Consider the following 25357-nt stretch of genomic DNA (forward strand, 5'->3'; position numbering starts at 1 on the left):
GAATCCATGAAACCGTATCAGCGCCAGTTTATTGAGTTTGCGCTTAACAAACAGGTACTCAAGTTTGGCGAATTTACGCTGAAATCCGGGCGTACCAGCCCCTATTTCTTCAACGCCGGGCTGTTTAATACCGGGCGCGATCTGGCGTTACTGGGGCGTTTTTATGCCGCCGCGCTGATGGATTCCGGTATCGACTTCGACCTGCTGTTTGGCCCGGCCTATAAGGGCATCCCTATCGCGACAACCACCGCGGTTGCGCTGGCCGAGCATCATGAACGGGATGTGCCTTATTGCTTCAACCGTAAAGAAGCGAAAGATCACGGCGAGGGTGGCAATCTGGTCGGTAGCCCGCTGCAGGGGCGTGTAATGCTGGTGGATGACGTGATAACCGCCGGAACGGCCATTCGTGAGTCGATGGAAATCATTGCCGCTAACGGTGCCAGCCTTGCGGGTGTTTTGATTTCTCTCGACAGGCAAGAACGCGGGCGCGCTGATATTTCTGCAATTCAGGAGGTTGAGCGTGATTATAAATGCCAGGTCATCTCTATCATCACTTTGAAGGACCTGATTGCCTATCTGGAAGAGAAACCAGAAATGGCCGACAAACTTGCTGCGGTGCGTAAGTATCGCGAAGAGTACGGCGTATAAGCCAGAAAAGAAAAGGGCCATCAGGCCCTTTTCTTAGTACAGCTGTGCGGCAATCAGCGGCCAGCGGGTATCGAAATCATCCGTGGGCAGATAGCGGAAGTCGCTGCGAACAAAACGCGAAAGCATCCCTTCACAGAAAGCCAGTAGCTGGCTTGCCAGCAGGGCTTCATCGGTAGTAAACCCTTCGCCCTCACGCATTTTCTTTTCGCGCATTACCTGACGCAGCTGAACCTCAATACGCTCAAATAGCTGATTGATGCGGTCCTGCAGGCGATCTTGTTCAAACATCAGCGCATGGCCGGTAAGAATGCGGGTTAACCCCGGGTTACGTTCACCAAAACCCAGCACCAGCAGAACGATCAGCCGCAGGCGAGCCAGCGTATCTTTCTCATCTTTCAAAATCAGGTTAATGCGGGTAATCAGGCTGTCTTCGATAAACTCAATCAGGCTATCGAACATTTTCATCTTGCTGGGAAAATGCCGATAGAGCGCCGCTTCGGACACGCCAACCGTTGCCGCAAGTTTCGCGGTGGTAATGCGCTGGCTGCCGTCGCTGGATTCAAGCATTTGGGCCAGAGACTGAAGTATTTCCTCGCGACGATTCCTTTTCGCGGTCTGTTTTTCTGCCATGTTCTAAAATACCCCTGAAAATTACCTTGTCAGGCAAGCACCGCACCGCGCCCGCAAACGCCTGGTTTGCGGTCTGTTATAACGTTATCTACGCGGTAGGGTTACGTTTATAAAACGGTATTACTGGCGGCCAGAATGGCCAAAGCCGCCTTCGCCACGGTCGCTGGCATCAAAATCTTCGACCAGATTAAATTCTGCCTGTACCACAGGTACAAAGACCATTTGCGCGATGCGCTCGCCAGGCTGGATGGTGAAGCTGTTCTGGCCACGGTTCCACACGGAAACCATCAACTGCCCCTGATAATCGGAGTCGATTAAACCCACCAGGTTGCCCAGCACAACGCCATGTTTATGACCCAGGCCTGAACGCGGGAGAATCACCGCCGCCAGGGATGCATCGGCAATGTGAATAGCCAGGCCGGTAGGCAGCAGCGTTGTGGCACCTGGAGCCAACTCTACGGCGTCATCTAAACAGGCGCGCAGGTCAAGACCGGCTGAACCGGAGGTGGCGTAGGTCGGCAGCGGAAATTGTTGGCCAACGCGCGGGTCCAGAATTTTAACGTCGATTTTTTTCATCATAGCGGGTAACGATCTCGTCCAGTAAAAGGTGGCCAAGGAGCTCTTTACGCTCAAGCGGTAAGACTTTATCTCCATCCTGCCAGAAAAGGTGTAATGCATTGCTGTCGCTGTTAAACCCCTGATTTTGCTTAGATACGTCATTAGCACAGATCAGGTCGAGGTTTTTAGCAGCGCGCTTTTTCCGGGCGTATTCTTCCACATTATTTGTTTCGGCGGCAAACCCTACAACATAGGGGCGACCTTCTGAAAGTGCGGCAACGCCGGCAACCACATCCGGGTTTTTCACCATTTTTAGAGTAATTTCATCACCTTGCTTTTTGATTTTCTCGTCAGCAACGGTGGCTGCCCTATAATCGGCAACGGCCGCACAGCCGATAAAAATCTGCTGGCTTGTGGCCTGCCGTTGTACGGCTTCGTTCATTTCCAGCGCGGTTGTTACATCTACCCGATTTACCCCGGCAGGCGTTGGCAAAGTTACCGGCCCGGCAACTAAAGTCACGTTTGCTCCGCGGGCGGCTGCGGCTGCGGCGATAGCAAAGCCCATTTTACCGGAGCTGTCATTGGTAATGTACCGAACGGGATCCAACCGCTCGCGAGTGGGGCCGGCGGTAATCATGACGTTCAGATGTTGCAGATCTTTGACTACCGAGAAATGCTCCACTGCCATGTCGACGAGTATTAACGGGTCCAGCATACGCCCCGGGCCGATGTCGCCGCACGCCTGGCTGCCGCTATCCGGCCCCCAAATCAGCAGGCCACGAGAGCCGAGTACGCCAAGATTATGTTGGGTTGCCGCTGCCCGGTACATTTGCTGGTTCATGGCGGGAACGACCGCAACCGGTGCCGCAGTAGCAAGGCAGATGGTGCTGACCAGGTCGTTTGCCATCCCTGCTGCGATGCGGGCAATCAGGTCTGCGGTGGCGGGAGCAATAATGACTAAATCAGCCCATTTTCCCAGTTCGATGTGGCCCATTGCCGCTTCGGCAGCCGGGTCAAGCAGGCTGTCCGACACCGGATACCCGGAGACGGCCTGTAAGCTTAATGGTGTGATAAAGGCCTTCGCCGCCTCGGTCATTACCACTCGTACATCCGCTCCGCGATCGCGCAGACGACGCACCAGCTCAGGTGTTTTGTAAGCAGCAATACCGCCGCTGACACCAAGAACAATTTTCTTGCCGGAAAGCCCCATCATGATTTTTATCCGTTGGAAGTCACAGTCAGGAGGCTATTTTATCACAATCCCCGGCAGGGGACTTTTTGCTGTTTGCGAGGCATTACGCAAGACAGTAATCCGGAATCGCCCGATAAGAAAAAACGTCGCACTATAGCGTGGGTAAGCCAGGAGGGGATGCCATGAAAGGGAATAATGCTATTGAAAAATCGACGTTGCCGCGTGAAAAGTTGCTGAAGTTTGGCGTCAGTTCGCTAACCGATACCGAACTGTTGGCGCTATTTTTACGAACCGGGTGCCGGGGGATGCACGTTCTGGTTTTTGCCAACATGTTATTGCGTGAGTTTGGTTCACTGCATCGCCTACTGTCAGCCGACTTTTCTCATTTCGAAAAAGTGAACGGAATCGGTGTTGCAAAATATACCCAACTGAATGCAATAGCCGAGCTGGCAAGGCGCTATTACTCTTCTCAGGGAGTGAGTGAGCTTTCTCTGCTCAACCCTGGGAAGGTGCGCGAATACATCCAAAGCCAGATAATGACCGAAGAACGAGAGGTTTTTCTGGTGTTGTTTCTGAATAATCAGCATCAGGCCATCAAATGTGAGCGCCTTTTTGCCGGTACGCTGGGGCACGTTGAGGTTCATCCGCGACAAATTGTGCGCGAAGCGATGAAATGTAACGCCGCAGCTATTATACTGGCGCACAACCACCCTTCAGGTAAGGCTGAGCCGAGCAAAGCCGACCGGGCCATAACAGAGCGTATCGTTAAAGTCTGCCTGTTTATGGAGATTCAGGTGCTTGATCATCTGGTTATTGGCCATGGAGAGTACGTTTCTTTCGCTGAGCGAGGGTGGATTTAGGCCAATGAGCGCGATCCATAGGGATCTTTGTCTGTTCGGGACTTGAGCACATGCCTCACACAGCGTATACTACGCCACCTTTGAGAATCTCGGGTTTGGCATTATGCGCCTGGCACTGTGGTTCACATTGAACCGCCAGGGACCAGGCTTGCAGCCTGACGAGGCGCCTAACCCTATACGAAGCTCGAGCTAATTTGATTTTTGGAGAATAGACATGTCCCGAGTCTGCCAAGTTACTGGCAAGCGTCCGGCGACCGGTAATAACCGTTCCCACGCACTGAACGCGACTAAACGCCGTTTCCTGCCGAACCTGCACTCTCACCGTTTTTGGGTTGAGAGCGAGAAGCGTTTTGTCACCCTGCGCGTATCTGCTAAAGGTATGCGTGTAATTGATAAGAAAGGCATCGATACAGTTCTGTCTGAACTGCGTGCCCGTGGCGAAAAGTACTAAGTACTTAGAGGAAATAAATCATGGCTAAAGGTATTCGTGAGAAAATCAAGCTGGTTTCTTCTGCTGGTACTGGTCACTTCTATACCACCACGAAGAACAAGCGTACTAAGCCGGAAAAACTGGAACTGAAAAAGTTCGATCCAGTTGTCCGTCAGCACGTTATTTACAAAGAAGCCAAAATTAAATAATTCTGGTAACTTTGTTGAAGAAACCCGGCTCAGGCCGGGTTTTTTTATGCCTGTTTCCCGGAGGAGCGATGCCTGAATTACCAGAGGTTGAAACCAGCCGCCGCGGTATTGAACCGCATCTGGTCGGCCAAACGATTTTGCATGCCGTGGTACGCAATTCACGTTTGCGTTGGCCGGTATCCGATGAAATTCATGCCCTGAGCGATAAGCCGGTGCTGAGCGTACAGCGTCGGGCAAAGTATTTACTGCTGGAACTGCCGGACGGCTGGATAATCATCCATCTTGGTATGTCCGGTAGCCTGAGGATCCTTCAGGACGAGCTTCCCGCAGAGAAGCACGATCATGTTGATCTGGTTATGAGTAACGGCAAAGTTCTGCGCTATACAGATCCGCGCCGTTTCGGGGCGTGGTTATGGGCTAAAGAGCTTGAGGGCAGTAATGTTCTGTCTCATCTTGGGCCAGAACCGCTGAGCGATGAATTTAACGCTGATTACCTGCGTGAGAAATCGGCGAAAAAGAAAACGGCGATCAAACCGTGGTTAATGGATAACAAACTTGTGGTTGGCGTGGGGAATATCTATGCCAGCGAGTCGCTGTTTGCCGCCGGGATCCACCCTGACAGGGCAGCAAATTCACTCTCGAAACGTGAGTCTGAAATTTTAGTCGCGACGATCAAAGCGGTACTGCTGCGTTCAATTGAGCAGGGCGGGACAACGCTAAAAGACTTTCTTCAGTCTGATGGTAAACCGGGATACTTTGCGCAGGAACTGCAAGTTTATGGTCGGGCAGGTGAACCGTGCCGGGTATGTGGTGCGCCGATTGTTGCCGGTAAGCACGGGCAGCGCAGCACTTATTATTGCCGTCGCTGCCAGCGGTAATTATTTAAGCCGTTCGATAAGAGCTTTGCAAACATGCTCTGGCAGGAAGTGGGCGACGTCTCCGTGATGGCGGGCCACTTCTTTTACCAGTGAAGAAGAGACAAACGACCACTCTTTCGACGGCATCAGAAATACGCTTTCCAGCTCCGGCATTAAATGGCGGTTCATATGCGCCAGCTGCATCTCATATTCAAAATCAGCGGCGGTGCGCAAACCACGAACCAGCACATTTGCCCGCTGCTTACGGGCAAAATTTGCCATTAAATCACTAAAGCCGATCACCTCAACGCCGGGAAGATGCGCCACGGCCTGTTGTGCCAGAGCAACACGCTCTTCCAGCGTAAATAAAGCATTTTTGCTGGGGCTGGCAGCAATCGCAAGGATCACCCGATCAAACATACTGGCAGCACGGGTAATGATATCAAGATGGCCGTTGGTGATGGGATCGAAGGTTCCCGGATAGATTGCCCGCTTTTGCATATCAGACCTTAGTGTGTTTTTGGGGGGAGATAGGGTTCCAGCAGCTGTAGCAGGCGCTGTAAGGCGCCCTGATTCTGATAGAGCACTTCCACGGCATGGCGGCCATAGAAGTTACGATAATCTTCATCGGTGAGCAAAGACGCAATCTCTTTTACTAATGACTGGTCGTCGATCACTGTAATCAGGCCGTCTGCTTGTGACAGGCGGGCACAGATATCTTTGAAGTTAAAAGTGTGTGGCCCCATCAATACGGGAATGGCGTGTGCAGCAGGCTCCAGAGGGTTATGGCCGCCTCTTTCTACTAATGAGCCCCCCACAAAAGCTAAGTCTGCGATGCCGTACAGCAGCATTAACTCACCCATCGTATCGCCGATAACAACCTGAGTACCTGAGGACGGGACTTCGCCGGATGAGCGCGTTGTGTAACTTAATCCGGCATTTCGCACCAGGTTTACGGCGTCCGGGAAGCGTTCCGGGTGACGTGGCACGAGAATCAGCAACAAATTAGGGAATTGTTTGAGCAGCGTTTGATGGGCCTGAAGAATAATGCTCTCTTCACCTTCATGCGTGCTGGTTGCTATCCAAACCGGGCGATGAGGTGCCCACTGGCGGCGTAACGTTACCGCCCGGGCGGCAAGCTGAGGCGTAACTGAAATATCAAATTTCAGGCTGCCTGTTACCGTTAGCTGGCTGCGCTTTGCACCAAGCGCGACAAAGCGCTCGCCGTCTTCTTCATTCTGCGCAGCAATCAGCGTAATGCGCTGCAGCAGCGTGCGGACAAACTGGCCCAGTTTTGCATAACCTTTAGCGGAGCGAGCAGAAAGCCTGGCGTTGGCTATGACTAATGGAATGTAGCGTTTGTGCAATGCTGCTATCAGGTTTGGCCACAGCTCTGTTTCCATAATCAGCACCAGCTTCGGATCGACTTTATTCAGGAAGCGGTTGAGCGCGCAGGGTAAATCGTAAGGCAGGTAGACGTGCTGAACGTCTTCCCCAAAAGCGGACATAACCCGCTCCGAGCCCGTTGGTGTCATAGTGGTGACGGTAATCGGGAGCTCAGGGTAGCGATGGCGCAGGGCCCGGACCAGTGGTATGGCCGCGAGCGTTTCCCCGACGGAAACGGAATGCAGCATGATGCCGCCTGGCTTAAGCGGTTTTTTATAGAAACCGTAGCGTTCGCCGATGCGTTTGCGGTATGCGGGAGCTTTACGACCGCGCACCCACAATCGCAGCCAGATGAGTGGCTGTATGAGGTAAAGCAGTGTGGTGTAAAGCAACTGAAGCATAGGACATGACTGACATTATGAATGTGCTGGGGATTCTATGTATTTAACCTGAGCTTTGCCATTACTTTTCCCCTATTTGGCTTAAAAGCTATGCGCATTGCACCGGGATGGTGCGCACCCGGGTTTTCGCTTTCTGCTTAGGTTAGCTATAAAGGGGCTAAAATTGACCGGAAATAGCCTTTCGTCATGATGTACACGTAACAATATTTCTATTCTTATCATGTTGTTATGCTTAGGGATATTCGTTTCGGAATGGCCGGGAATAAGTGATACACTAGATATAAAAATGAACACGTTGTCAGTGGACAGGTAGCTGTTGAGCCTGGGGCGGTAGCGTGTTTTTTTGTTTTTCAGTATTGCTGATATTAAGAGCCGACGGTGAATACGACATTTAAAAGAATTCTGGTGATAAAAATGCGCTTTCACGGCGATATGTTGCTGACAACGCCCGTGATCGGTACCCTCAAGCGCAACTATCCTGAAGCAAAAATAGATGTCCTGCAGTATCAGGATACGATTCCGATTCTTTCTGGAAACCCAGAAATCAATGCAAGTTACGGTATAAGCAACAAAGGCGTAAAGACCGGAAAGAAAATCAGTAATTTCCTCTCGCTGATAAGCCGCCTGCGAAAGAACCAATATGATCTGATAGTAAACCTGACCGATCAGTGGAGCGTGGCAATGATGGTTCGTTGCCTTGGCCCGGCGGTAAAAATTTCCCAGGATTACGATCATCGGCAATCATCGTTCTGGAAAAATAGCTTCACCCATCTTGCTCCTGTTGTTGGCGATCATGTGGTTGAAGCCAGTCTTTCCGTTCTGGCTCCTTTGGGCATTACCGATTTCTGTACCGAAACGACCCTGTTTTATGCCCCGGCGGACTGGCAGAAGATTCGTGGAATGCTGGATGAGCAAGGTGTCAGAGATAACTATGTTGTCATCCAGCCGACTGCCCGGCAGCTGTTTAAATGCTGGGATAACGACAAGTTTTCACGGGTTATTGATTTCTTGCAGGATAAGGGGTTTCCAGTTGTATTGACTTCCGGCCCAGGCGCTGCCGACCTTGCCTGCGTTAACGAAATTGCACAGGGTTGCCAGCGCCCCCCGATTGTGGCGCTCGCCGGCAAGACGAGTTTCCCCGAGTTGGGCGCATTAATCGATCATGCGGCATTGTTCATCGGCGTTGACTCTGCTCCCGGGCATATTGCTGCTGCGGTGAAAACGCCGGTAATTAGCCTGTTTGGCGCAACGGATCATATTTACTGGCGTCCATGGACCGAGCAGATTACCCAGTTCTGGGCGGGTAACTATCAACCGATGCCCCCTCGAGCTCAGCTCGATCGGAATAAAAAATACATGTCGGTTATCCCCGCAGAGGATGTGATTGCCGCCGTTTCAAAAATGCTCCCCGTAACTGAGGCAGAGCCACAAACTGGCGGAACACTATGACCGTTGCTTTTTGCCTGTATAAATATTTTCCCTTTGGTGGCCTGCAGCGGGACTTCATGCGTATTGCGCAGGCGGTTGCAGCGCGTGGTCATGTTGTTCGCGTTTACGTGCAGTCCTGGCAAGGGGATAAGCCTGAAGAATTTGAGATTATTACCGTCCCGGTTCGCTCGAAGACAAACCATGGCCGAAATGCCGAATATTATCAGTGGGTGAAGGCGCATCTAAGCCAGCATCCGGTCGCGCGGGTGGTTGGCTTTAATAAAATGCCGGGCCTGGATGTTTATTACGCCGCCGACGTTTGTTACGCCGAGAAAGTGGCAAAAGAAAAAGGTTTCTTTTACCGCCTGACTTCCCGCTATCGACACTATGCGGAGTTCGAACGAGCCACATTCGAGCAGGGAAAACCGACAAAACTGCTTATGCTGACGGATAAGCAAATCGCTGACTTTGAAAAACACTACGGCACGGAATCCTCCCGTTTCCTGATCCTTCCTCCCGGCATCTATCCCGATCGTAGATTCGATAACCATCAGCCAGGAAGCCGGGATCGTTATCGGGAAAAAAATGAGATTGGCGCAGAGGACTACCTTGTATTGCAGGTAGGTTCCGATTTTTCGCGTAAAGGGGTCGATCGCTCTATTGAGGCGCTTGCTGCTTTGCCAGAAGCCATTCGCAACAGGACCACGTTATTTGTCGTCGGCCAGGATAAACCTGGGCGCTTTAAGGCATTAGCGCAAAAACGTGGCGTGGAAAACCGGGTTCGTTTCTTTTCCGGGCGAAATGACGTCTCTGAACTGATGATTGCCGCCGACTTGCTTATCCACCCTGCCTATCAGGAGGCGGCCGGGATTGTGCTGCTCGAGGCTATTGCAGCCGGATTGCCTATCCTTGTGACGGAGGTTTGCGGCTACGCGCATTATATTGCGGATGCAAAATGCGGCAGGGTAATTGCCGAGCCGTTTAATCAAAAGTCGCTAAATGAGGCTTTATCTGGCGCTCTGACGAACACAGAGCAGCGCCAACTTTGGGCCGAACATGCCCGTCATTACGCCTGCACCCAGGACATTTATAGCCTGGCAGAAAAAGCAGCTGACATTATTGTGGGGGAGCCGCGTGGTTGATTTAAAAGAGCCTTTTGCCTCCCTTTGGCGGGGTAAGGATGTTTTTGCTGAAGTTAAAAAGCTTCAGGGTGAGGTTTTTCGCGAGCTGGAAACCCGGCGCACGCTTCGCTTCGAAGCCGCAGGAAAGAGCTATTTCCTGAAATGGCACCAGGGCACTGCCTTTAAAGAAGTCGTAAAAAACCTTATTTCATTCCGTATGCCGGTCCTGGGTGCCGACCGTGAATGGAAGGCTATTCATCGCCTGAAGGCGCTGGATGTGGACACCATGCAGGGCGTTGGATTTGGTGAAAAAGGGCTGAATCCAATCAATAAAACGTCATTTATCATTACCGAAGATCTGACCCCAACAATTAGCCTCGAAGATTACTGCGCCGACTGGGCAACTAACCCGCCTGATGTGAAAGTGAAGCGGATGCTGATCGGGCGTGTTGCCGCTATGGTGCGCAAAATGCACGGCGGCGGCGTGAACCATCGTGATTGCTACATTTGCCACTTTTTATTGCATCTGCCGTTTGATGGTCAGGAAAGCGACTTAAAGATTTCGGTAATTGACCTGCATCGCGCGCAGATTCGTTCAAAAGCTCCTCTCCGTTGGCGGGACAAGGATCTCATCGGACTTTACTTCTCATCGATGAATATTGGGCTGACTCAGCGGGATATTTGGCGGTTTATGAGAGTTTATTTTGATCGTCCGCTCAGGGAAATCGTCTCTCAGGAGTCCGCTTTATTGGCCAGAGCTGAGGCTAAAGCGGAAAAAATCCGTGAACGTACACAGCGTAAATCTCTTTAATTTATTGATATAGAATCCTCATGAAAATAGCGTTCGTCGGTGAGTCCGTTTCCGGGTTTGGCGGAATGGAAACGGTAATTAAAGATGTTATCGGTGCTTTTCAAAATAAAGCTCAGCCTGATGATTGCAGCATGTTTTTCTTTTGCCGTAATGACAAAATGGACAAACAATGGCTGCAGGGTGTGGACGTTTCTTATTCTTTTAGCAGCCAGAAAATATCATTTTTGCGCAAGCTAAAGCATGTTTATGCATTTAGCCAATGGGTAAAGGAAAACCGACCAGAAGTGGTGATTTGCATCGATGTGCTTTCCTGCTTACTGGTGAACAAAGCCAGAAAAAAAGCGGGCGTGAAGTTTAAAATTTATTCCTGGCCGCATTTCTCGCTGGATCACAAAAAGCATGCTGAATGTATCATTTATGCTGATCGTCATTTAGCCATCAGTTCCGGTATCAAAAGACAAATGCAGGCACGAGGAGTTCCGGAATCGGCCATTAGTCTGGTGTATAACCCCGTAAGCCGGAAGTCAGAAATCATCCCCGCTCCGGCTAAAGGGGAAGTGGCAATCTTTCTCTATGTCGGACGCATGAAATTTGAAGGGCAAAAGAGAATCAAAGATTTACTCGACGGTTTGGCAAACACTACCGGGCCATGGCAGTTGCATGTAATTGGTGACGGGTCCGATTTTGCAAAGTGTCAGGAATACGGTAAGCAGTTGAATATTGATGCCAATATTACCTGGCATGGCTGGCAACCCGATCCATGGGGGCTGGTTAAAAATCAAATAAAATCAGTAACTGCACTGCTGCTTACCTCATCGTTTGAGGGGTTTGGCATGGTATTACTTGAGGCAATGTCTTACGGTATTCCGTGTATCAGCTCTGATTGTGTTGCGGGGCCAGAAGATATTATTCAGAATGGCATCAATGGCTATCTCTATAATCCTTCGAAAATTAATGACTTTGTTGATTTATTAAATAAGGCCATATCAGGTGATATAAATATTAACCACCAAAATATTCCTTTGACGATATCTCATTTTTATAATGAACTTTATTTTGAGAGAATGAGTTCAACCATATTTTCTGAAAATTGAGTATGTTATGACTTCTACTTATTTAAATATCTCTGATGTGATCTGCGAGAAAATAGAGCTCGATTTTCAGAGTGATAGTCATCCTGAAGCATTAACTATTGCTTTTGGAACGGATAAGAATTTTTTGCTGGGTTGTGGAGTCGCAGTTGCTTCCGTGATTATCAGCAACCCTCAACATAAATTCTCATTCCATATTTTCACCGATGAATTCTCTGCGCAAACCAGGGATGATTTTTCTACTTTAGCTAAAACATATAAAATAAAGATAACTGTTTATGTTATCGATGGTAGCGAATTGAATGGTTTGCCAATAACGAAAAATTGGACTAAGGCTATTTACTATCGATTCATTATTTTTGATTATTTTAATGAAAAATGCGAACGAGTACTGTATCTCGACTCTGATATTGTTTGTCAAAATCCTTTAGATGAACTTATTAGGCTGGATCTGGGGGATAGCATCGCCGCAGTGGTTGCAGATGAGTCGAAAGAATGGTGGGAAAAGCGAGCCAGTCAGCTGCGATGCCCGGCGATCAAGAATGGTTATTTCAACTCAGGTGTACTGCTGGTTAACCCTGGGCGATGGGCTGAACAGGAAATAACTAAAAAAGCACTGGCATTACTTAACGATCGTGAGGTTCAGGAGTATATATCTTATCCCGATCAAGATATTCTCAACATTTTACTGGCCGGTGATTTGCTCTTCCTGGATGTAAAGTATAATACACAATTCAGTCTTAACTATGAATTGAAAGATAATGTCAGCGTCCCTATTAAATCCGAAACGGTTTTTATTCATTATATAGGGCCAACCAAGCCGTGGCATGCCTGGGGGAATTATGCATCAAGTCAGCCTTTTATGGATGCCAAAAAACAGTCGCCATGGGAAGGTAAGAAGCTACTTGAACCTGTAACCGCGACGCAAAGCCGTTATGCAGCCAAGCATTTCACCAGGCAAAAAAAATACTTTCTTGCTATGGTGTGCTGGGCAAAATATTATTTGTATAAACTTAAATAAATTGCTCTAGCGTACAGCAGCGAAACGTGAGTTTACTGTTTTTCCGTATTCTTTCTCGCAGGTAAAAATGACCGCATTCAATCAATACATTAATAAAAAAGACTCCTTTAGCTATGGAGCGCAGGATATTGAAAGCAGACCTGGTTTTCATATTGCTTATGGCGCTGACGTTAACTATCAGTTAGGTGCTGCAATTTCTATTGCTTCTATTGCTGAGCACAACCGGGACAGCGATCGCTACTATTTCTTTCATATTTTCTCGAAAAGCATATCCGATCAATATTCTTCACGCCTGAATCAGCTTGCTCAACAATTTAACATTACAATTGTAACTTATGAAGTTGACGAAAAAGTATTAAGCGCTCTACCTGTTAATGCAATATGGCCACTTTCAATTTATTACAGGCTATTGGCATTTGATTATTTATCAGAACAGGTTGAGACTCTTTTATATCTGGATTCTGATATTATTTGTAAGGGCAGTATTTCTGAGTTGGAGCACCTATCCTTAGGTAGTTACTATGCTGCAGTCGTCCCAGACATTGAAAGCACACAAGCGAAAACACATCATCGGTTGGGTATCGATTTCGCCAAAAAATATTTCAACTCAGGATTTGTTTTCGCTAATTTAGTCATCTGGAAACAGCAGCAGCTGACGACCAGGATATTTAAAATGATTCAGGATGAAAAAGATTCTGGGCGTTTAAAATATCCTGATCAAGATGCTCTAAATATATTGTTGTTCGGCAATTTAATTTATCTTGATAAAAAATATAATACTATCTATTCACTTAAGTCAGAGTTTGAATTTAAAGATAAATTATATTACAAGGAATTTATTTCTGATAACACCGTGTTTATCCATTATACCGGCGTGACTAAGCCCTGGCATCACTGGGTAAACTATGATTCAGCATTATATTTTCAGAGAATATATGACCTGAGCCCGTGGTCAGGTGAAGACTATATTGTGGCAAGAAGCAAATCAGAATATAAAGAAGAGTATAAACATTATCTCTATCAGGGGCGATATCTAAAAGCTTTACGATCTGTTATAGCTTATCGCAGATTAAAACAGCGTGACCGCGGTTCTCTTTAAAAATGTAGAATGCCTATGAATACTGATTTCCCCGTTTTTGTTATCTCTCTGAAAAGCGACACTGAACGCCGGAGAAAGATAGCATCTCTCTTTGCTGAATATGGCATTAGTTATCAATTTTGGGACGCAACAGATTATAGATCTGATGAATTTAATATCCGGATACGAGATATTCAACCGAAGCAGAATTCTTCGTATGGTGAGATGACTCTTCCTGAAAAGGCATGCGCGCTCAGCCACCTTTCAATTTATCAACATATACTTGATAACAATATAGATTGGGCGCTGGTACTCGAAGATGATGTTACCTTTGATAGACGGCTTGCAGATGTCTTACGAGAACTTTCTTCCCGGCAGGATTGCCTTAAGCAACACAGCACCTACGTTCTGGGGGGCCAACAGGGAACATCAGAGTATCAGTTGTTTGGGCTAAGCCTGCGTCATACTCAGGTCATCGGAAATGTACGTTTTCGCCGCGCTACTTATAAAAAACACAAGGTCACACGAGCGTGCTCTTATATTGTAGATCGGATATATTGCCAACGTGCTCTTGAACTTTTTGAATCTCATGGATTTTTCCTGGTTGACGATCGAAAAATATTATTTATCCATAATGTGATGAAATACTTATATTTTTCTGATGTTGTTACTCATCCATTAGTGAATATTAATAACTCGCATTTGGAAAAAAGCCGTTGCGATATAAGAAAAAACAATGATGATAAAAAGGTAAGTAAATTTAAAAAATCACTTCGTTTATGGCGTTATAAGTTACGCGTTATGCTTGGTAGTTTTGAGTAAAAAAAGCATCTCGAGAGAGATGCTTTTTTATTATAGGCAATAAACTACTTTCTTGAGCGATTTTTTCTAATTATCATTGATTTTTTTATTATTACGCACTGAGCAAGTTAGCATTAATGTTAATAGCCATGCTAATGGTACCGGAGTGGCATAAGTTAGCGTGTCACTTAATCCAAATAGTAGAAAAAGAATTGCATAGGCACTTATTAAAAGACACTTATTATTAAGCGAAAAGTGTAATATGCTGGCTAAGAATAAGATATCTAAAATTACTCCAATCCAACCGATGGTCGAAAGGGTATCGATGAACTGATTATGAAGATGCACGCCCAGGTATGGTTTAGCTCCTGACCAGTCTGGATTATCCTGGATAATGCTTAAGATTTTCTGATTTCTTTTCTCAAGTGATTGCCATGCATAGTTATCAATAGATGAGTCTATCCCAACTTGATACATAGCAAAGCGTGCTCCGATTGAGGTCGCTGAGTTTCTGTTTTCATATTGAGTCAAATCACTCTTCATTTCAATTATTCTTTTTGCTACTGGCTTTGCCAGAAAAACAGCGGACAGAATACTCAGAAATATTAATAACAAAATACTATTTAATTTTGTTTTTTTATCCCGTTGTTTTATTTCATGCCAAAAGATAAATAGCAATACAATTGGAAATGCAATTATTGCGGCTCGGGTTCCAGTGAGGGATATCGCAACAATATTAGCAAAAGCGAAAATAAGTATGAGTGGGATTTTGAATTTTTTTACAGTCCAGCTAATTGTTATGAGTGTATATGTGGCAATAAATGAGATAGTATAGGCAGCCCCAGTGGAGTTTGGGCCATATGCCAGCGATAATGTTACACGAGGCTCTTTTAAAATCGCGATTTGATAAAAAGAATAAGCGACGTAAAGGATATTGACTAGCAATGCGATCAATAGATGAATATTAATTATTGAAGCTGAATTTTTTCTGTTACTAGATAGTACCGGGAAGGCAAATGCCGCAAACAATCCAGCCAGGCTCCAGTCGCGATAATTGATATAAGCGCCAAAATATAGTGAGTCTGGTGACCTATATGTCCTGAACCATAAAAATGACAGTAGTGCCAGAATAAAAAGACACGCAGAAATATATTTTGTATTACCGTTGAGATATTTTTTGGGTGATATGAAAATTGCCAGCAAGCCCAACTCTCCGGCTGCTCTTAGCGCTTTCATGGCGTAACCTTGCTGGAATGGCAGCAATAGTAAGGATAAAAAACCTAGCGCTAATATTAAAATATATAAAAGTTGATCAAATTTTTCTCGCATCATCATAATAATTTCTTCTGCTATCTATAATGTTGTGGCCAGGTTGTTAAATTTTTAGACATCAGTAATTTTTTGTAGAACTATTTTCGGTGCGAGATCGTTAAGATCGTGAGTGGTTGAAATACACTCGACCTGATTTTTCCCATACCCACCAATGAGACCCGGATCTGTCGGTCCGTAAAGCGTCACATTCGGCCGGTCTAATGCTGCGGTAAGATGACTTAATCCTGTATCAACGGAAACGACATATTTTGCCCCCGCCAGCACTTTAGCCACTTCCTCGAGCGTCATCCTCGGTAACACATCAACAAAATCAAACCCTTCTGCCAGTCTTTTTGCACGTGCTTCTTCATGAGGCGCTCCCCACGGCAGCTTAATGCGAATCCCTGAATCCTCCAGCAGACCAATTAGCTCTCGCCAGTTCGTCTCCGGCCAGTGTTTATCATCCCGAGTGGTCGCATGTAAGAATACGGCATATTGGCCGTTATCGGCGTTCAGATTGTTCAGGAAATGCCGCGCGATGGCGTAATCGCCCTGAGTTTGCGGCTTGCTATAGCCCAGACTTTTGGCAAAAAGCTCACGCACACGTTCAACGGCATGTTGCTGTTTGGCAACGCTGTGTTTTACGTTGTAGAACAGGCTTGCTAAAGGTTCGCGGGCGCTGTTCCAGTCCATGCCATGCTTGATGCCACGCGCATTACGAGTCACCAGAGCCGCGCTCTTTACCAGGCCCTGAGCGTCGATAATGCAGTCATATTTTCTGGCTTTCAGGGTCTGGTAGAATGCTTTGCGCTCGGCGCGCGTCTCAGAAGCAAACCAGCTCTTTCTCCAGCGACGGATAGCGACCGGAAACACATTCTCCACGGCAGGATGCCAGCCGGGGATCTGAGCGAAACCTTCTTCAACAACCCAGTCGAATTTGATACCCGGAATAGCATGCATCGCGTCGGTCAACGCGGGAAGGGAATGCAGTACGTCGCCCATTGAGGACGTTTTGACCAGAAGCACCCGCATTAGTCTTCCTTACTGGTAGTTAACAGCTCGGTTAACGCGACCAGCACGCTGTCCGGAGTAATATCAATCAGGCTCTGGTGATACCCTTCTGCTGCATCACCTTTGCGTACTTTATGGTAGCCGCTAATCAGGCGGATTACTTTTGCTTTGTGGGACAGCGGCGGCGTGAAGTCAGGGCTGCTTGGGCCATATAGCGCCACCAGGGGGCGCCCTAGCGCGGCGGCAACGTGCATCAGGCCGGAATCATTAGTCACTACGCCCTGGCAGGCGGAGAGCAGGATAACGGCCTGTTCAAGCTGAGTATCACCGGCAAGATTACGGCACCAGGCCTGCTGTTCGGTAGTAAGCGTGGCGAGAATATCGTTACCCGCATCTTTGTCTTTGGCTGAGCCAAATAGCACGACCTGATAGCCAGCATCGATGAGTTTGGCTGCCAGATCCGCGTAATGATAATGTGGCCAGCGTTTAGCCGGGCCAAACTCTGCACCAGGACAAAAACCTATCATCGGGCGCTGCTGGTCGAGATTGAAGGCGGCGCAGGTCTGCGCTTTTTCACCCTCATTAACCTGTAACTTAGGCCACAGAAGCGGCTGGGGTAAGTCTTTGGCGGATTGCATCACGCCCTTGTCGTATGCAAGAGCGACATAGCGTTCCACCATTAGCGGCCACGCCTGTTTGTCCAGCTTCCGGCTGTCGTTGAGCAGGCCATAGCGCATTTCGCCAAGCCAGCCGGTGCGATGAGGGATTTTGGCAAAGAAGGGAACCAGAGCGGACTTGAACGAGTTTGGCAGGACGTAAGCGCGATCGTAGTGCTTATTACGCAGGCTGTGGCCAAGACGGCGACGTTCGCCGATTTCCAGCGCGCCGTGGCCGAGCGGCATGGCTATTGCCTCGTTAACTTCCGGCATGCGGGATAATAATGGACGGCACCACGCGGGTGCCATCACATCAATTATCGCCTGGGGATAACGCGCCTTGAGCGTGCGATAGAGACTTTGCGACATCATCATGTCGCCCACCCATGACGGGCCAATCACCAGAATTTTCATGCTTCAGTTGGCCTGCTTATGCGTCACGATTTAACCATGTCATATACTCCGCAACCCCTTCGGCTACGGTTTTAAACGGCTTGTCGTAGCCGGCGGCGCGCAGGTTTGTTAAGTCGGCTTCGGTGTAAGCCTGGTAGCGGCCTTTCAGCTTATCCGGGAAAGGAATGTACTCGATACTGCCTTTCTTGTGGAACGCCAGTGCGGCATCCGCTACGGCCTGGAAGGACTCTGCACGGCCTGTTCCGCAGTTGAAAATACCTGACACGCCATTCTGCCAGAACCACAGATTGACGGCAGCCACGTCGCCCACATAGATGAAGTCACGTTTGAAACTGTCGCTGCCTTCAAACAGTTTTGGGTTCTCGCCGTTGTTTAACTGGGTATTAAGGTGGAATGCTACGCTTGCCATGCTGCCTTTGTGGCCTTCGCGCGGTCCGTAGACGTTGAAGTAGCGGAAGCCGGTAACCTGTGAGTTGGCTTCAGGTAGGATCTGGCGTACATATTCGTCGAACAGGAACTTTGAGTAGCCGTAAACGTTCAGAGGCTGCTCAAACTCACGGGATTCAATGAAGTCTTTATTGCGGCCGCCGTAAGTGGCTGCGGAAGAGGCATACAGGAACGGAATTTCGTGCTCCAGGCAATAGTGAAGCACCTCTTTGGAGTACTGATAGTTGTTATCCATCATGTACTTGCCATCCCACTCGGTGGTGGAAGAGCAGGCACCTTCGTGGAAGATAGCTTCGATATCGCCAAACTCTTCACCGGCCATAATCTGGATCAGGAAGTCTTCCTTATCCATATAGTCGGCGATATCCAGGTCAACCAGGTTGGCGAACTTGGTGCCGTCCTTCAGATTGTCGACAACCAGGATATCCCGGTAGCCCTGATCATTCAGGGATTTAACAATGTTGCTGCCGATCATTCCGGCGCCGCCAGTTACGATAATCATAAGCTTAACCTTTAATAAATGGGGCTTTCAGGCCAAATGCCCGATGCGCTAATGGCTCTTATCATACCATTACAATTAAAGACCCGCCTAATGAGCGGAAGTTTTTCACCCTCGTGATTTATCCTGCAAAAATCAGATTCCCTGAAGCGTAATCTCGTCTCCTGGTATAGGTTTGGGTAATATGTGCCGAAATTTGCCATGCCTGGAGAATCGCGATGCGCGAAGATTTTTACAAGCAGTTGACCTCCCAGCTCGAGACGGCTCGTGCGGAAGGGTTATTTAAAGAAGAGCGTATTATCACCTCCGCCCAGAATGCGGATATCACCGTTGCCGACGGCAGCCACGTTATCAACTTCTGCGCCAACAACTATCTGGGACTGGCTAACCACCCGCAGCTGATTGAAGCAGCTAAGCAGGGAATGGACAAGCACGGGTTTGGTATGGCTTCTGTGCGCTTTATCTGCGGAACTCAGGACAGCCATAAAGCGCTGGAAGGCAAGCTGGCGGAATTCCTTGGAATGGATGATGCGATTCTGTATTCCTCCTGCTTTGACGCCAACGGCGGGCTATTTGAAACGCTGCTCGGCCCGGAGGACGCCATCATTTCTGACGCGCTGAATCATGCGTCAATCATCGACGGCGTTCGCTTGTGCAAAGCCCAGCGTTACCGCTATGCCAACAACGACATGCAGGAACTGGAGGCTCGCCTCAAAGAAGCGCGTGCGGCCGGTGCTCGCCACGTCATGATTGCTACCGACGGCGTGTTCTCCATGGACGGCGTGATTGCCAACCTGAAAGGCGTTTGTGATCTGGCGGACAAATACAACGCGCTGGTGATGGTGGATGACTCCCATGCCGTCGGTTTTGTCGGCGAAAACGGGCGTGGGACTCATGAATACTGCGAAGTGATGGATCGCGTGGATATCATCACCGGTACTTTAGGTAAAGCGCTCGGCGGCGCATCCGGCGGTTATACCGCAGGCCGCAAAGAAGTGATTGAGTGGCTTCGTCAGCGTTCCCGCCCGTATTTATTCTCCAACTCTCTGGCTCCGGCCATTGTTGCCGCCTCCATTAAAGTGCTCGAGATGCTGGCTTCAGGCGCCGACCTGCGTGAGCGTCTGTGGTCTAACGCCCGCCTGTTCCGTGAAAAAATGAGCGCTGCGGGCTTTACCCTCGCAGGGGCTGACCACGCAATCATTCCGGTGATGCTGGGCGAGGCGGTAGTGGCGCAGAACTTTGCTCGTGAACTGCAAAAAGAAGGTATTTACGTCACCGGCTTCTTCTACCCGGTGGTGCCAAAAGGTCAGGCGCGTATTCGCACCCAAATGTCGGCGGCGCATACCCCTGAGCAAATTGAACGTGCGGTGGATGCGTTTACGCGTATCGGTAAGCAATTAGGCGTTATCGCTTAAGGGAGCGGTCATGAAAGCATTAGCAAAACTGAAAGCAGAAGAAGGTATCTGGATGACGGATGCGCCCAAGCCGGAAATGGGCCATAACGATTTGTTAATCAAAATCCGTAAAACCGCCATCTGCGGCACCGACGTGCACATCTACAACTGGGACGAATGGTCGCAAAAAACGATTCCAGTGCCGATGGTTGTCGGCCACGAATACGTGGGCGAAGTGGTGGGTATTGGCCAGGAAGTGAAAGGTTTTAAAATTGGCGACCGCGTTTCTGGCGAAGGGCACATCACCTGCGGCCACTGCCGTAACTGCCGCGGCGGGCGTACCCACCTGTGCCGCAACACCACTGGCGTTGGCGTCAACCGCCCTGGCTGTTTTGCCGAGTATTTGGTTATCCCGGCGTTTAATGCGTTCAAAATTCCGGACAATATCTCCGATGACCTGGCCTCTATCTTTGACCCATTCGGCAACGCAGTGCATACCGCACTTTCGTTCGATCTGGTGGGCGAAGATGTGCTGGTGTCCGGAGCTGGCCCAATTGGTATCATGGCGGCTGCGGTAGCAAAACACGTTGGGGCGCGTAACGTTGTCATTACCGACGTGAACGAATATCGCCTGGAGCTGGCTCGTGAGATGGGTATTACCCGCGCGGTTAACGTCAGCAAAGAAAGCCTGCAGGACGTGATGAGCGAGCTGGGGATGACCGAAGGATTTGACGTCGGTCTGGAGATGTCCGGTGCACCTCCTGCGTTCCGCGCCATGCTGGACACTATGAACCACGGCGGCCGCATTGCGATGCTGGGTATTCCGCCGTCCGATATGTCTATCGACTGGACAAAAGTTATCTTTAAAGGGCTGTTTATTAAAGGTATCTACGGGCGGGAAATGTTTGAAACCTGGTATAAAATGGCGGCTCTGATTCAGTCCGGTCTGGATCTTTCGCCAATCATTACCCACCGCTTCTCAATTGATGAGTTCCAGAAAGGCTTTGATGCGATGCGTTCCGGGCAATCCGGTAAAGTCATCCTGAGCTGGGATTAATCGTGCAGCCAGAGGACATAAGTCCTCTGGCTTCTTCCGCAATCAGACCTGCTTTCCCCAGCCCTGCCACTGATGCTGTAAATACTTCACCAGCGAACTTTCGCTAATACTCTCGCTCAATACTTTGAAGTAGGTCGTCGCATACACCGGCTCAAGCGGCTTTTTCGGCTTACAAATTTTCACGCCCCGGAACGGGTTACGTGGTGGCTGTTGCTTGCCCGGCTGCGCGGTATTCGGCGTGGAGGTGTCAATTTGAGGCTCGTTCAGCAGGCTGCTCGGCCGCACCAGAGTGATGTCCGGCGGCAGGTTATAAATCATCTGCTGCAATACACGAACGGTCGCTGGATGCGGGTGGCCGATAGCAATGGCCGAGCCGGTTTTACGGGCCAGCTGAATCGCCCGATTAAACTGGAAGCGAATATCCGCTTCGTTCTGGGTATCGTCGAGAAACACTTTACGCTTAATCACTTTCACCCGGGTTCCGGCCGCGGCGCGCGTGGCCTGGCTGTTGCCGATGGTCATGCTATCGAGGAAGTAGAGATTATATTGCTCCAGGGACTGCATGACCTTTTGCATGCCGAACAGGCTGGAGGTCATAGCGCTGCCCATATGGTTGTTCATCCCGACCGCGTAAGGCACTTTATTCACCGCATCACGAATAATGCGTTCTATCTCCTCGCTGCTCATATCCGGGCGCAGCGTATCTTTCTCCAGAGGCTGCTTGCTCAGCGGAGCCATTGGCAGATGGATAAGCACTTCATGACCGGCATTATGAGCTTTGGTGGCCATTTCACGGGAGTGAGGAGCGTTGGGCAGGACGGCGACGGAGACATTGGTCGGCAGAGCCAGAACCAGATTTTCCTGCTGAGGGCGATAGCCAAAATCATCGATAACTATCGAGAGCTTACCGGCCCAGGCGGTTGTTGCCAGCATTAGCCCGCTGGCGGCGGCGAAAAAAAAGGTGCGAAACTGAGGCAAAACTTATCTTCCCAACCACGGTTGTGGATTCACTGCCTGGCCCTGGCGACGAATTTCGAAATAGAGTGACGGACGGCCCTGGCCGCCACTGCTACCCACGAGCGCGATAGCCTGGCCCGCGCGCACCTGGGTGCCCACGCTGACCAATGCGCTCTGGTTGTAGCCGTAGAGACTCATATCGCCTTTACCATGCTCGATTACCACCACAAGGCCGTAGCCCTGCAGCCAGTCGGCAAGAATAACGCGCCCGTCAGCAATGGCTTTAACTTCCGTTCCCTCTGACGCGCCGATAACGATACCTTTCCAACGTAGTTCACCTTGCAGCTGTTCGCCATAACGATGAAGTAACGAACCGCGAACCGGCCAGTACGCCTGGCCGCGAGGGGAGCCCAGCCCGCCGGTTCTGGACATCAGCGAACGCTCGCTTTCGGTCGGCTTGTAGGTGGTGCCTTTGTTCGACGCCTGCTGCTGTTTGTCGCGAACCTGCTCTGCTTCTCGCGCTTCGCGTTCGGCACGTGCTTTGGCTGCGGCTTCCGCGCGGGCAATCTGGTTTTGCAGGCGGCTCTGGTTTTGGCGCATCTCGCTCAGTTTCTGCTGATCTTGCTGGATGGATGACTCCAGCCCGGCGAGGGTTTTCTTGCGTTCGTTGCGTGCGCTTTCTAGTTTGGCCTGCTGCGCCTGTTGCTCATAAAGCAGCGTTTGCTGTTCGCTTTGTTTGCCTTCCAGCTCGGACTTTTGCTGCGCAGCTTCCGCTTTGGTTTGCTTTAACTCTTCGATTGTCTGCTGGCGTGCGGCATTGAGATAGCCAAAATAGGCCTGCAGGCGCTGGCCACGCTGGCTTTCCTCACCGCTGAGGATCAGTTGAAGACCGGTATGCTGTCCCTGACGGAATGCGGCATCCAGCTGGGCCGCCAGGTTGCGTTCCTGGGTTGCCTGCTGTTTTTGCAGCTTTGCGAGAGAGTTATTCAGGGTGGCAATTTGATTATTTAAATCAGCGAGCGTGTTTTGCGTCTCGCGCAGCTTACGGCTGGCGGCAGAAATCGCTTCTTCCTGAGTCTTCAACTGAGCCAGCAGAACCGATCGCTGTTGCTGCTGCTGGCGTACCGCGCGCTCTTTGGCGGCGATATCCTGCTGAATAGACTGTAGCTGCTGTTTGTCATCGGCGTGACTGGAAAAAGAGCATAACAAGACGCCAGCGCTGAGCACGCTGGCGTAGATAACGGGCTTCACAGCCCAGGTGTTTGAAAAAATCGCCTTTCCCCTCATGGGGAGGGATTATTCCACGATGAACAGCGGCTTGCCAGTCATCTCTTGCGGGATTTCCATGCCCATCAGGCTCAGCATGGTTGGCGCGATGTCGGACAGCTTGCCGCCTTCTACCGCTTTCAGATTTTTCTCGCCAATATAAATCAGCGGAACCGGCAGGCTGGTGTGGGCGGTGTGCGCCTGGCCGGTAGCCGGATCGCGCATTTGTTCGGCGTTGCCGTGGTCTGCGGTGATCAGCAACTGGCCGCCAACGGCTTCAACGGCTTTAACCACCTGAGCAACGCAGTTATCCAGCGCTTCGACCGCAGAAATAGCCGCTTCATAAACGCCGGTGTGGCCAACCATATCGCCATTCGGGTAGTTACAGATGATGGTATCGTACTTACCGCTGTTGATGGCGCTAAGCAGCTTGTCGGTCAGTTCTACCGAGCTCATTTCCGGCTGCAAATCGTAGGTTGCTACTTTCGGTGAGTTCACCAGCACGCGGTCTTCACCGGCAAACGGCTCTTCCACACCGCCGTTATAGAAGAAGGTAACGTGAGCATATTTCTCGGTTTCGGAAATACGCAGCTGGGTTTTGTTGTGCTTCGCCATCCACTCGCCGAAGGTATTGCTCAGGGAGGCTGGTGGATAAGCACAGGCAGTTTTAATATCCGCAGCGTATTCAGTCAGCATCACGAAATCACCAAACTGAACGACTTTTTTACGGCTGAAGCCGTCAAAGTCGGTGTTAACGAAGGCGCGGGTAATCTGGCGGGCGCGGTCGGCACGGAAGTTCATGAAGATCAGTGCATCGCCGTCGTTCATGATGGACTCGGCTTCACCGGCGGCGCGGATAACGGTTGGTTTGACGAATTCGTCATTCTCATCACGCGCGTAGGCGGCTTCCAGAGCGGCGACCGCCGTTTCGGCCTGGTATTCACCTTTGGCCTGAGTCATCAGGTCATAAGCCAGCTCAACACGATCCCAGCGGTTATCCCTGTCCATCGCGTAGTAGCGGCCAATCACGGTGGCGACACGGCCTTTGCCCAGAGCGGCAAATTTATCAGCAAATTTTTTCAGCGAAGATTCAGCGCTGCGCGGCGGCGTATCGCGGCCGTCGAGGAAAGCGTGCAGATAGATAGCTTCGGCCCCGCGCTCGGCCGCCAGCTCGATCATCGCAAGGATGTGATCTTCGTGGCTATGAACGCCGCCTGCGGAAGTCAGCCCCATAATGTGAACGGCTTTTCCTGCGGCAACTGCTTTGTCTACGGCAGCGGTAAGCACCTGATTAGCAAAGAAAGTACGTTCTTTAATTTCAACGTCCAGGCGAGTCAGGTCCTGGTAAACAATACGCCCTGCGCCCAGGTTTACGTGGCCAACTTCGGAGTTACCCATTTGCCCGTCAGGCAGGCCAACTTCAAGCCCTGAAGCGTTGATCAGGGTATGCGGGCGTTGAGCCCACAGGCTATCCATCACCGGAGTTTTAGCATTAAGAATGGCATTATCCTGCTGCTCTTCACGGTGGCCGTAGCCATCGAGAATCACCAGAACCATAGGTTTTTTAGTAACCGACATTGCAACAACCTCTGAGTCAAAGACAAAAAATTTGCGTAATTTTACTACAGGCGATCCCGGCAAATAGCCGCAGAAGATCAAAGAAAGGGGTTGGATGGCGATCGGATTGCTTCAGTCCGGTTCTTTTTTTCCGTAACAGCACGCAGAATCCACATAACATTATTCAGACTGGCTGTAATTGCCACAACGCGAAGGTATACTCCCCACCTGGTTTTCTCATCATTACTTAGTCGGGAGTTACTACC

Annotated in this window: 26 protein-coding genes; 14 read left to right on the forward strand and 12 right to left on the reverse strand. The window is 49.7% G+C overall.

The features are described 5' to 3' along the window. Positions 1-6 precede the first annotated feature (6 nt). Complete coding sequence (gene pyrE, locus HMPREF0201_RS21460; protein WP_016538878.1) at positions 7-648, forward strand: orotate phosphoribosyltransferase; 642 nt, start codon at positions 7-9, stop codon at positions 646-648. Positions 649-681: 33 nt separating this feature from the next. Here pyrE and slmA read toward each other — a convergent pair whose 3' ends face one another. From slmA to coaBC, 3 genes are all read right to left on the reverse strand, one after another. Then, on the reverse strand, positions 682-1278 hold the full coding sequence (gene slmA, locus HMPREF0201_RS21465) for a nucleoid occlusion factor SlmA (protein WP_016538879.1): 597 nt from the start codon (positions 1276-1278) through the stop codon (positions 682-684). 120 nt (positions 1279-1398) lie between these two features. Next, positions 1399-1857, reverse strand: coding sequence for a dUTP diphosphatase (gene dut / locus HMPREF0201_RS21470; protein WP_016538880.1), 459 nt, complete (start codon positions 1855-1857; stop codon positions 1399-1401). Continuing rightward, the gene (gene coaBC / locus HMPREF0201_RS21475) at positions 1835-3046 is read right to left on the reverse strand and encodes a bifunctional phosphopantothenoylcysteine decarboxylase/phosphopantothenate--cysteine ligase CoaBC (RefSeq protein ID WP_115586372.1); all 1212 of its coding nucleotides are present in this window, start codon (positions 3044-3046) and stop codon (positions 1835-1837) included. The genes dut and coaBC overlap by 23 nt, the downstream gene beginning before the upstream one ends. 164 nt (positions 3047-3210) lie before the next feature. On the opposite strand from coaBC, the gene radC reads away from it, so the two are divergent. From radC to mutM, 4 genes are all read left to right on the forward strand, one after another. Then, positions 3211-3888, forward strand: coding sequence for a RadC family protein (gene radC / locus HMPREF0201_RS21480; RefSeq protein WP_016538882.1), 678 nt, complete (start codon positions 3211-3213; stop codon positions 3886-3888). Positions 3889-4102: 214 nt separating this feature from the next. Beyond that, positions 4103-4339 (forward strand): 50S ribosomal protein L28, encoded by a 237-nt coding sequence (rpmB, locus tag HMPREF0201_RS21485; protein WP_008457442.1) that lies wholly within the window; start codon positions 4103-4105, stop codon positions 4337-4339. A 20-nt stretch (positions 4340-4359) separates the two neighbouring features. Continuing rightward, complete coding sequence (gene rpmG, locus HMPREF0201_RS21490) at positions 4360-4527, forward strand: 50S ribosomal protein L33 (RefSeq protein ID WP_001051798.1); 168 nt, start codon at positions 4360-4362, stop codon at positions 4525-4527. A gap of 68 nt (positions 4528-4595) precedes the next feature. Continuing rightward, a complete protein-coding gene (gene mutM / locus HMPREF0201_RS21495) occupies positions 4596-5405 on the forward strand; it encodes a bifunctional DNA-formamidopyrimidine glycosylase/DNA-(apurinic or apyrimidinic site) lyase (RefSeq protein WP_016538883.1) in 810 nt (269 codons plus the stop codon). On the opposite strand, the gene coaD is transcribed toward mutM, so the two are convergent. Both coaD and waaA read right to left on the reverse strand, forming a co-directional pair. Next, a complete protein-coding gene (gene coaD / locus HMPREF0201_RS21500) occupies positions 5406-5885 on the reverse strand; it encodes a pantetheine-phosphate adenylyltransferase (protein WP_016538884.1) in 480 nt (159 codons plus the stop codon). Positions 5886-5893: 8 nt separating this feature from the next. Further along, on the reverse strand, positions 5894-7171 hold the full coding sequence (gene waaA, locus HMPREF0201_RS21505) for a lipid IV(A) 3-deoxy-D-manno-octulosonic acid transferase (protein ID WP_016538885.1): 1278 nt from the start codon (positions 7169-7171) through the stop codon (positions 5894-5896). 378 nt (positions 7172-7549) lie between these two features. On the opposite strand from waaA, the gene rfaQ reads away from it, so the two are divergent. From rfaQ to HMPREF0201_RS22790, 7 genes are all read left to right on the forward strand, one after another. Beyond that, positions 7550-8620, forward strand: coding sequence for a lipopolysaccharide core heptosyltransferase RfaQ (gene rfaQ, locus HMPREF0201_RS21510; protein ID WP_039898998.1), 1071 nt, complete (start codon positions 7550-7552; stop codon positions 8618-8620). Continuing rightward, the gene (locus HMPREF0201_RS21515) at positions 8617-9741 is read left to right on the forward strand and encodes a glycosyltransferase family 4 protein (protein WP_016538888.1); all 1125 of its coding nucleotides are present in this window, start codon (positions 8617-8619) and stop codon (positions 9739-9741) included. Before rfaQ ends, HMPREF0201_RS21515 begins: the two co-directional genes overlap by 4 nt. Then, complete coding sequence (gene rfaP, locus HMPREF0201_RS21520; RefSeq protein WP_016538889.1) at positions 9734-10531, forward strand: lipopolysaccharide core heptose(I) kinase RfaP; 798 nt, start codon at positions 9734-9736, stop codon at positions 10529-10531. The genes HMPREF0201_RS21515 and rfaP overlap by 8 nt, the downstream gene beginning before the upstream one ends. 20 nt (positions 10532-10551) lie before the next feature. Further along, positions 10552-11625 (forward strand): lipopolysaccharide 1,6-galactosyltransferase, encoded by a 1074-nt coding sequence (gene waaB, locus HMPREF0201_RS21525; protein ID WP_016538890.1) that lies wholly within the window; start codon positions 10552-10554, stop codon positions 11623-11625. A 7-nt stretch (positions 11626-11632) separates the two neighbouring features. Next, complete coding sequence (locus HMPREF0201_RS21530; protein WP_016538891.1) at positions 11633-12643, forward strand: glycosyltransferase; 1011 nt, start codon at positions 11633-11635, stop codon at positions 12641-12643. 67 nt (positions 12644-12710) lie between these two features. Further along, on the forward strand, positions 12711-13742 hold the full coding sequence (locus HMPREF0201_RS21535; RefSeq protein WP_016538892.1) for a glycosyltransferase family 8 protein: 1032 nt from the start codon (positions 12711-12713) through the stop codon (positions 13740-13742). A 15-nt stretch (positions 13743-13757) separates the two neighbouring features. Then, a complete protein-coding gene (locus tag HMPREF0201_RS22790; RefSeq protein ID WP_016538893.1) occupies positions 13758-14543 on the forward strand; it encodes a glycosyltransferase family 25 protein in 786 nt (261 codons plus the stop codon). A 66-nt stretch (positions 14544-14609) separates the two neighbouring features. Here HMPREF0201_RS22790 and HMPREF0201_RS21540 read toward each other — a convergent pair whose 3' ends face one another. From HMPREF0201_RS21540 to rfaD, 4 genes are read right to left on the reverse strand one after another with little or no spacing between them, the layout of a single operon-like run. Next, positions 14610-15857 carry an O-antigen ligase family protein gene (locus HMPREF0201_RS21540; RefSeq protein WP_016538894.1) on the reverse strand — a complete coding sequence of 416 codons (1248 nt, stop codon included), beginning with the start codon at positions 15855-15857 and terminating at the stop codon, positions 14610-14612. A gap of 48 nt (positions 15858-15905) precedes the next feature. Then, a complete protein-coding gene (rfaC, locus tag HMPREF0201_RS21545; RefSeq protein WP_016538895.1) occupies positions 15906-16865 on the reverse strand; it encodes a lipopolysaccharide heptosyltransferase RfaC in 960 nt (319 codons plus the stop codon). Then, a complete protein-coding gene (gene rfaF, locus HMPREF0201_RS21550; protein WP_016538896.1) occupies positions 16865-17914 on the reverse strand; it encodes an ADP-heptose--LPS heptosyltransferase RfaF in 1050 nt (349 codons plus the stop codon). The genes rfaC and rfaF overlap by 1 nt, the downstream gene beginning before the upstream one ends. A gap of 16 nt (positions 17915-17930) precedes the next feature. Next, a complete protein-coding gene (gene rfaD, locus HMPREF0201_RS21555) occupies positions 17931-18863 on the reverse strand; it encodes an ADP-glyceromanno-heptose 6-epimerase (RefSeq protein ID WP_016538897.1) in 933 nt (310 codons plus the stop codon). A 215-nt stretch (positions 18864-19078) separates the two neighbouring features. Between rfaD and kbl the strand changes: the two genes are divergently transcribed. Both kbl and tdh read left to right on the forward strand, forming a co-directional pair. Further along, complete coding sequence (gene kbl, locus HMPREF0201_RS21560; protein ID WP_016538898.1) at positions 19079-20275, forward strand: glycine C-acetyltransferase; 1197 nt, start codon at positions 19079-19081, stop codon at positions 20273-20275. 10 nt (positions 20276-20285) lie between these two features. Further along, positions 20286-21311, forward strand: a complete 1026-nt coding sequence (gene tdh, locus HMPREF0201_RS21565) for an L-threonine 3-dehydrogenase (RefSeq protein ID WP_016538899.1) — start codon at positions 20286-20288, stop codon at positions 21309-21311. Between the two features lie 42 nt (positions 21312-21353). Here the strand turns inward: tdh and HMPREF0201_RS21570 are convergent, their stop codons facing one another. From HMPREF0201_RS21570 to gpmM, 3 genes are read right to left on the reverse strand one after another with little or no spacing between them, the layout of a single operon-like run. Then, positions 21354-22244, reverse strand: a complete 891-nt coding sequence (locus HMPREF0201_RS21570) for a divergent polysaccharide deacetylase family protein (protein WP_016538900.1) — start codon at positions 22242-22244, stop codon at positions 21354-21356. Positions 22245-22292: 48 nt separating this feature from the next. Further along, positions 22293-23555 carry a murein hydrolase activator EnvC gene (envC, locus tag HMPREF0201_RS21575; RefSeq protein WP_016538901.1) on the reverse strand — a complete coding sequence of 421 codons (1263 nt, stop codon included), beginning with the start codon at positions 23553-23555 and terminating at the stop codon, positions 22293-22295. A gap of 9 nt (positions 23556-23564) precedes the next feature. Continuing rightward, positions 23565-25112 carry a 2,3-bisphosphoglycerate-independent phosphoglycerate mutase gene (gene gpmM, locus HMPREF0201_RS21580; protein WP_016538902.1) on the reverse strand — a complete coding sequence of 516 codons (1548 nt, stop codon included), beginning with the start codon at positions 25110-25112 and terminating at the stop codon, positions 23565-23567. Positions 25113-25357: the final 245 nt, after the last annotated feature.

It is taken from the genome of Cedecea davisae DSM 4568, assembly GCF_000412335.2.
GTDB lineage: Bacteria > Pseudomonadota > Gammaproteobacteria > Enterobacterales > Enterobacteriaceae > Cedecea > Cedecea davisae.

Coding starts and splice junctions, on each gene's coding strand:
- pyrE (WP_016538878.1), top strand. CDS start 7: ATGAAACCGTATCAGCGCCAGTTTATTGAGTTTGCGCTTAACAAACAG.
- slmA (WP_016538879.1), bottom strand. CDS start 1,278: ATGGCAGAAAAACAGACCGCGAAAAGGAATCGTCGCGAGGAAATACTT.
- dut (WP_016538880.1), bottom strand. CDS start 1,857: ATGATGAAAAAAATCGACGTTAAAATTCTGGACCCGCGCGTTGGCCAA.
- coaBC (WP_115586372.1), bottom strand. CDS start 3,046: ATGGGGCTTTCCGGCAAGAAAATTGTTCTTGGTGTCAGCGGCGGTATT.
- radC (WP_016538882.1), top strand. CDS start 3,211: ATGAAAGGGAATAATGCTATTGAAAAATCGACGTTGCCGCGTGAAAAG.
- rpmB (WP_008457442.1), top strand. CDS start 4,103: ATGTCCCGAGTCTGCCAAGTTACTGGCAAGCGTCCGGCGACCGGTAAT.
- rpmG (WP_001051798.1), top strand. CDS start 4,360: ATGGCTAAAGGTATTCGTGAGAAAATCAAGCTGGTTTCTTCTGCTGGT.
- mutM (WP_016538883.1), top strand. CDS start 4,596: ATGCCTGAATTACCAGAGGTTGAAACCAGCCGCCGCGGTATTGAACCG.
- coaD (WP_016538884.1), bottom strand. CDS start 5,885: ATGCAAAAGCGGGCAATCTATCCGGGAACCTTCGATCCCATCACCAAC.
- waaA (WP_016538885.1), bottom strand. CDS start 7,171: ATGCTTCAGTTGCTTTACACCACACTGCTTTACCTCATACAGCCACTC.
- HMPREF0201_RS21515 (WP_016538888.1), top strand. CDS start 8,617: ATGACCGTTGCTTTTTGCCTGTATAAATATTTTCCCTTTGGTGGCCTG.
- waaB (WP_016538890.1), top strand. CDS start 10,552: ATGAAAATAGCGTTCGTCGGTGAGTCCGTTTCCGGGTTTGGCGGAATG.
- HMPREF0201_RS21530 (WP_016538891.1), top strand. CDS start 11,633: ATGACTTCTACTTATTTAAATATCTCTGATGTGATCTGCGAGAAAATA.
- HMPREF0201_RS21535 (WP_016538892.1), top strand. CDS start 12,711: ATGACCGCATTCAATCAATACATTAATAAAAAAGACTCCTTTAGCTAT.
- HMPREF0201_RS22790 (WP_016538893.1), top strand. CDS start 13,758: ATGAATACTGATTTCCCCGTTTTTGTTATCTCTCTGAAAAGCGACACT.
- HMPREF0201_RS21540 (WP_016538894.1), bottom strand. CDS start 15,857: ATGATGATGCGAGAAAAATTTGATCAACTTTTATATATTTTAATATTA.
- rfaC (WP_016538895.1), bottom strand. CDS start 16,865: ATGCGGGTGCTTCTGGTCAAAACGTCCTCAATGGGCGACGTACTGCAT.
- rfaF (WP_016538896.1), bottom strand. CDS start 17,914: ATGAAAATTCTGGTGATTGGCCCGTCATGGGTGGGCGACATGATGATG.
- rfaD (WP_016538897.1), bottom strand. CDS start 18,863: ATGATTATCGTAACTGGCGGCGCCGGAATGATCGGCAGCAACATTGTT.
- kbl (WP_016538898.1), top strand. CDS start 19,079: ATGCGCGAAGATTTTTACAAGCAGTTGACCTCCCAGCTCGAGACGGCT.
- tdh (WP_016538899.1), top strand. CDS start 20,286: ATGAAAGCATTAGCAAAACTGAAAGCAGAAGAAGGTATCTGGATGACG.
- HMPREF0201_RS21570 (WP_016538900.1), bottom strand. CDS start 22,244: ATGCTGGCAACAACCGCCTGGGCCGGTAAGCTCTCGATAGTTATCGAT.
- envC (WP_016538901.1), bottom strand. CDS start 23,555: ATGAGGGGAAAGGCGATTTTTTCAAACACCTGGGCTGTGAAGCCCGTT.
- gpmM (WP_016538902.1), bottom strand. CDS start 25,112: ATGTCGGTTACTAAAAAACCTATGGTTCTGGTGATTCTCGATGGCTAC.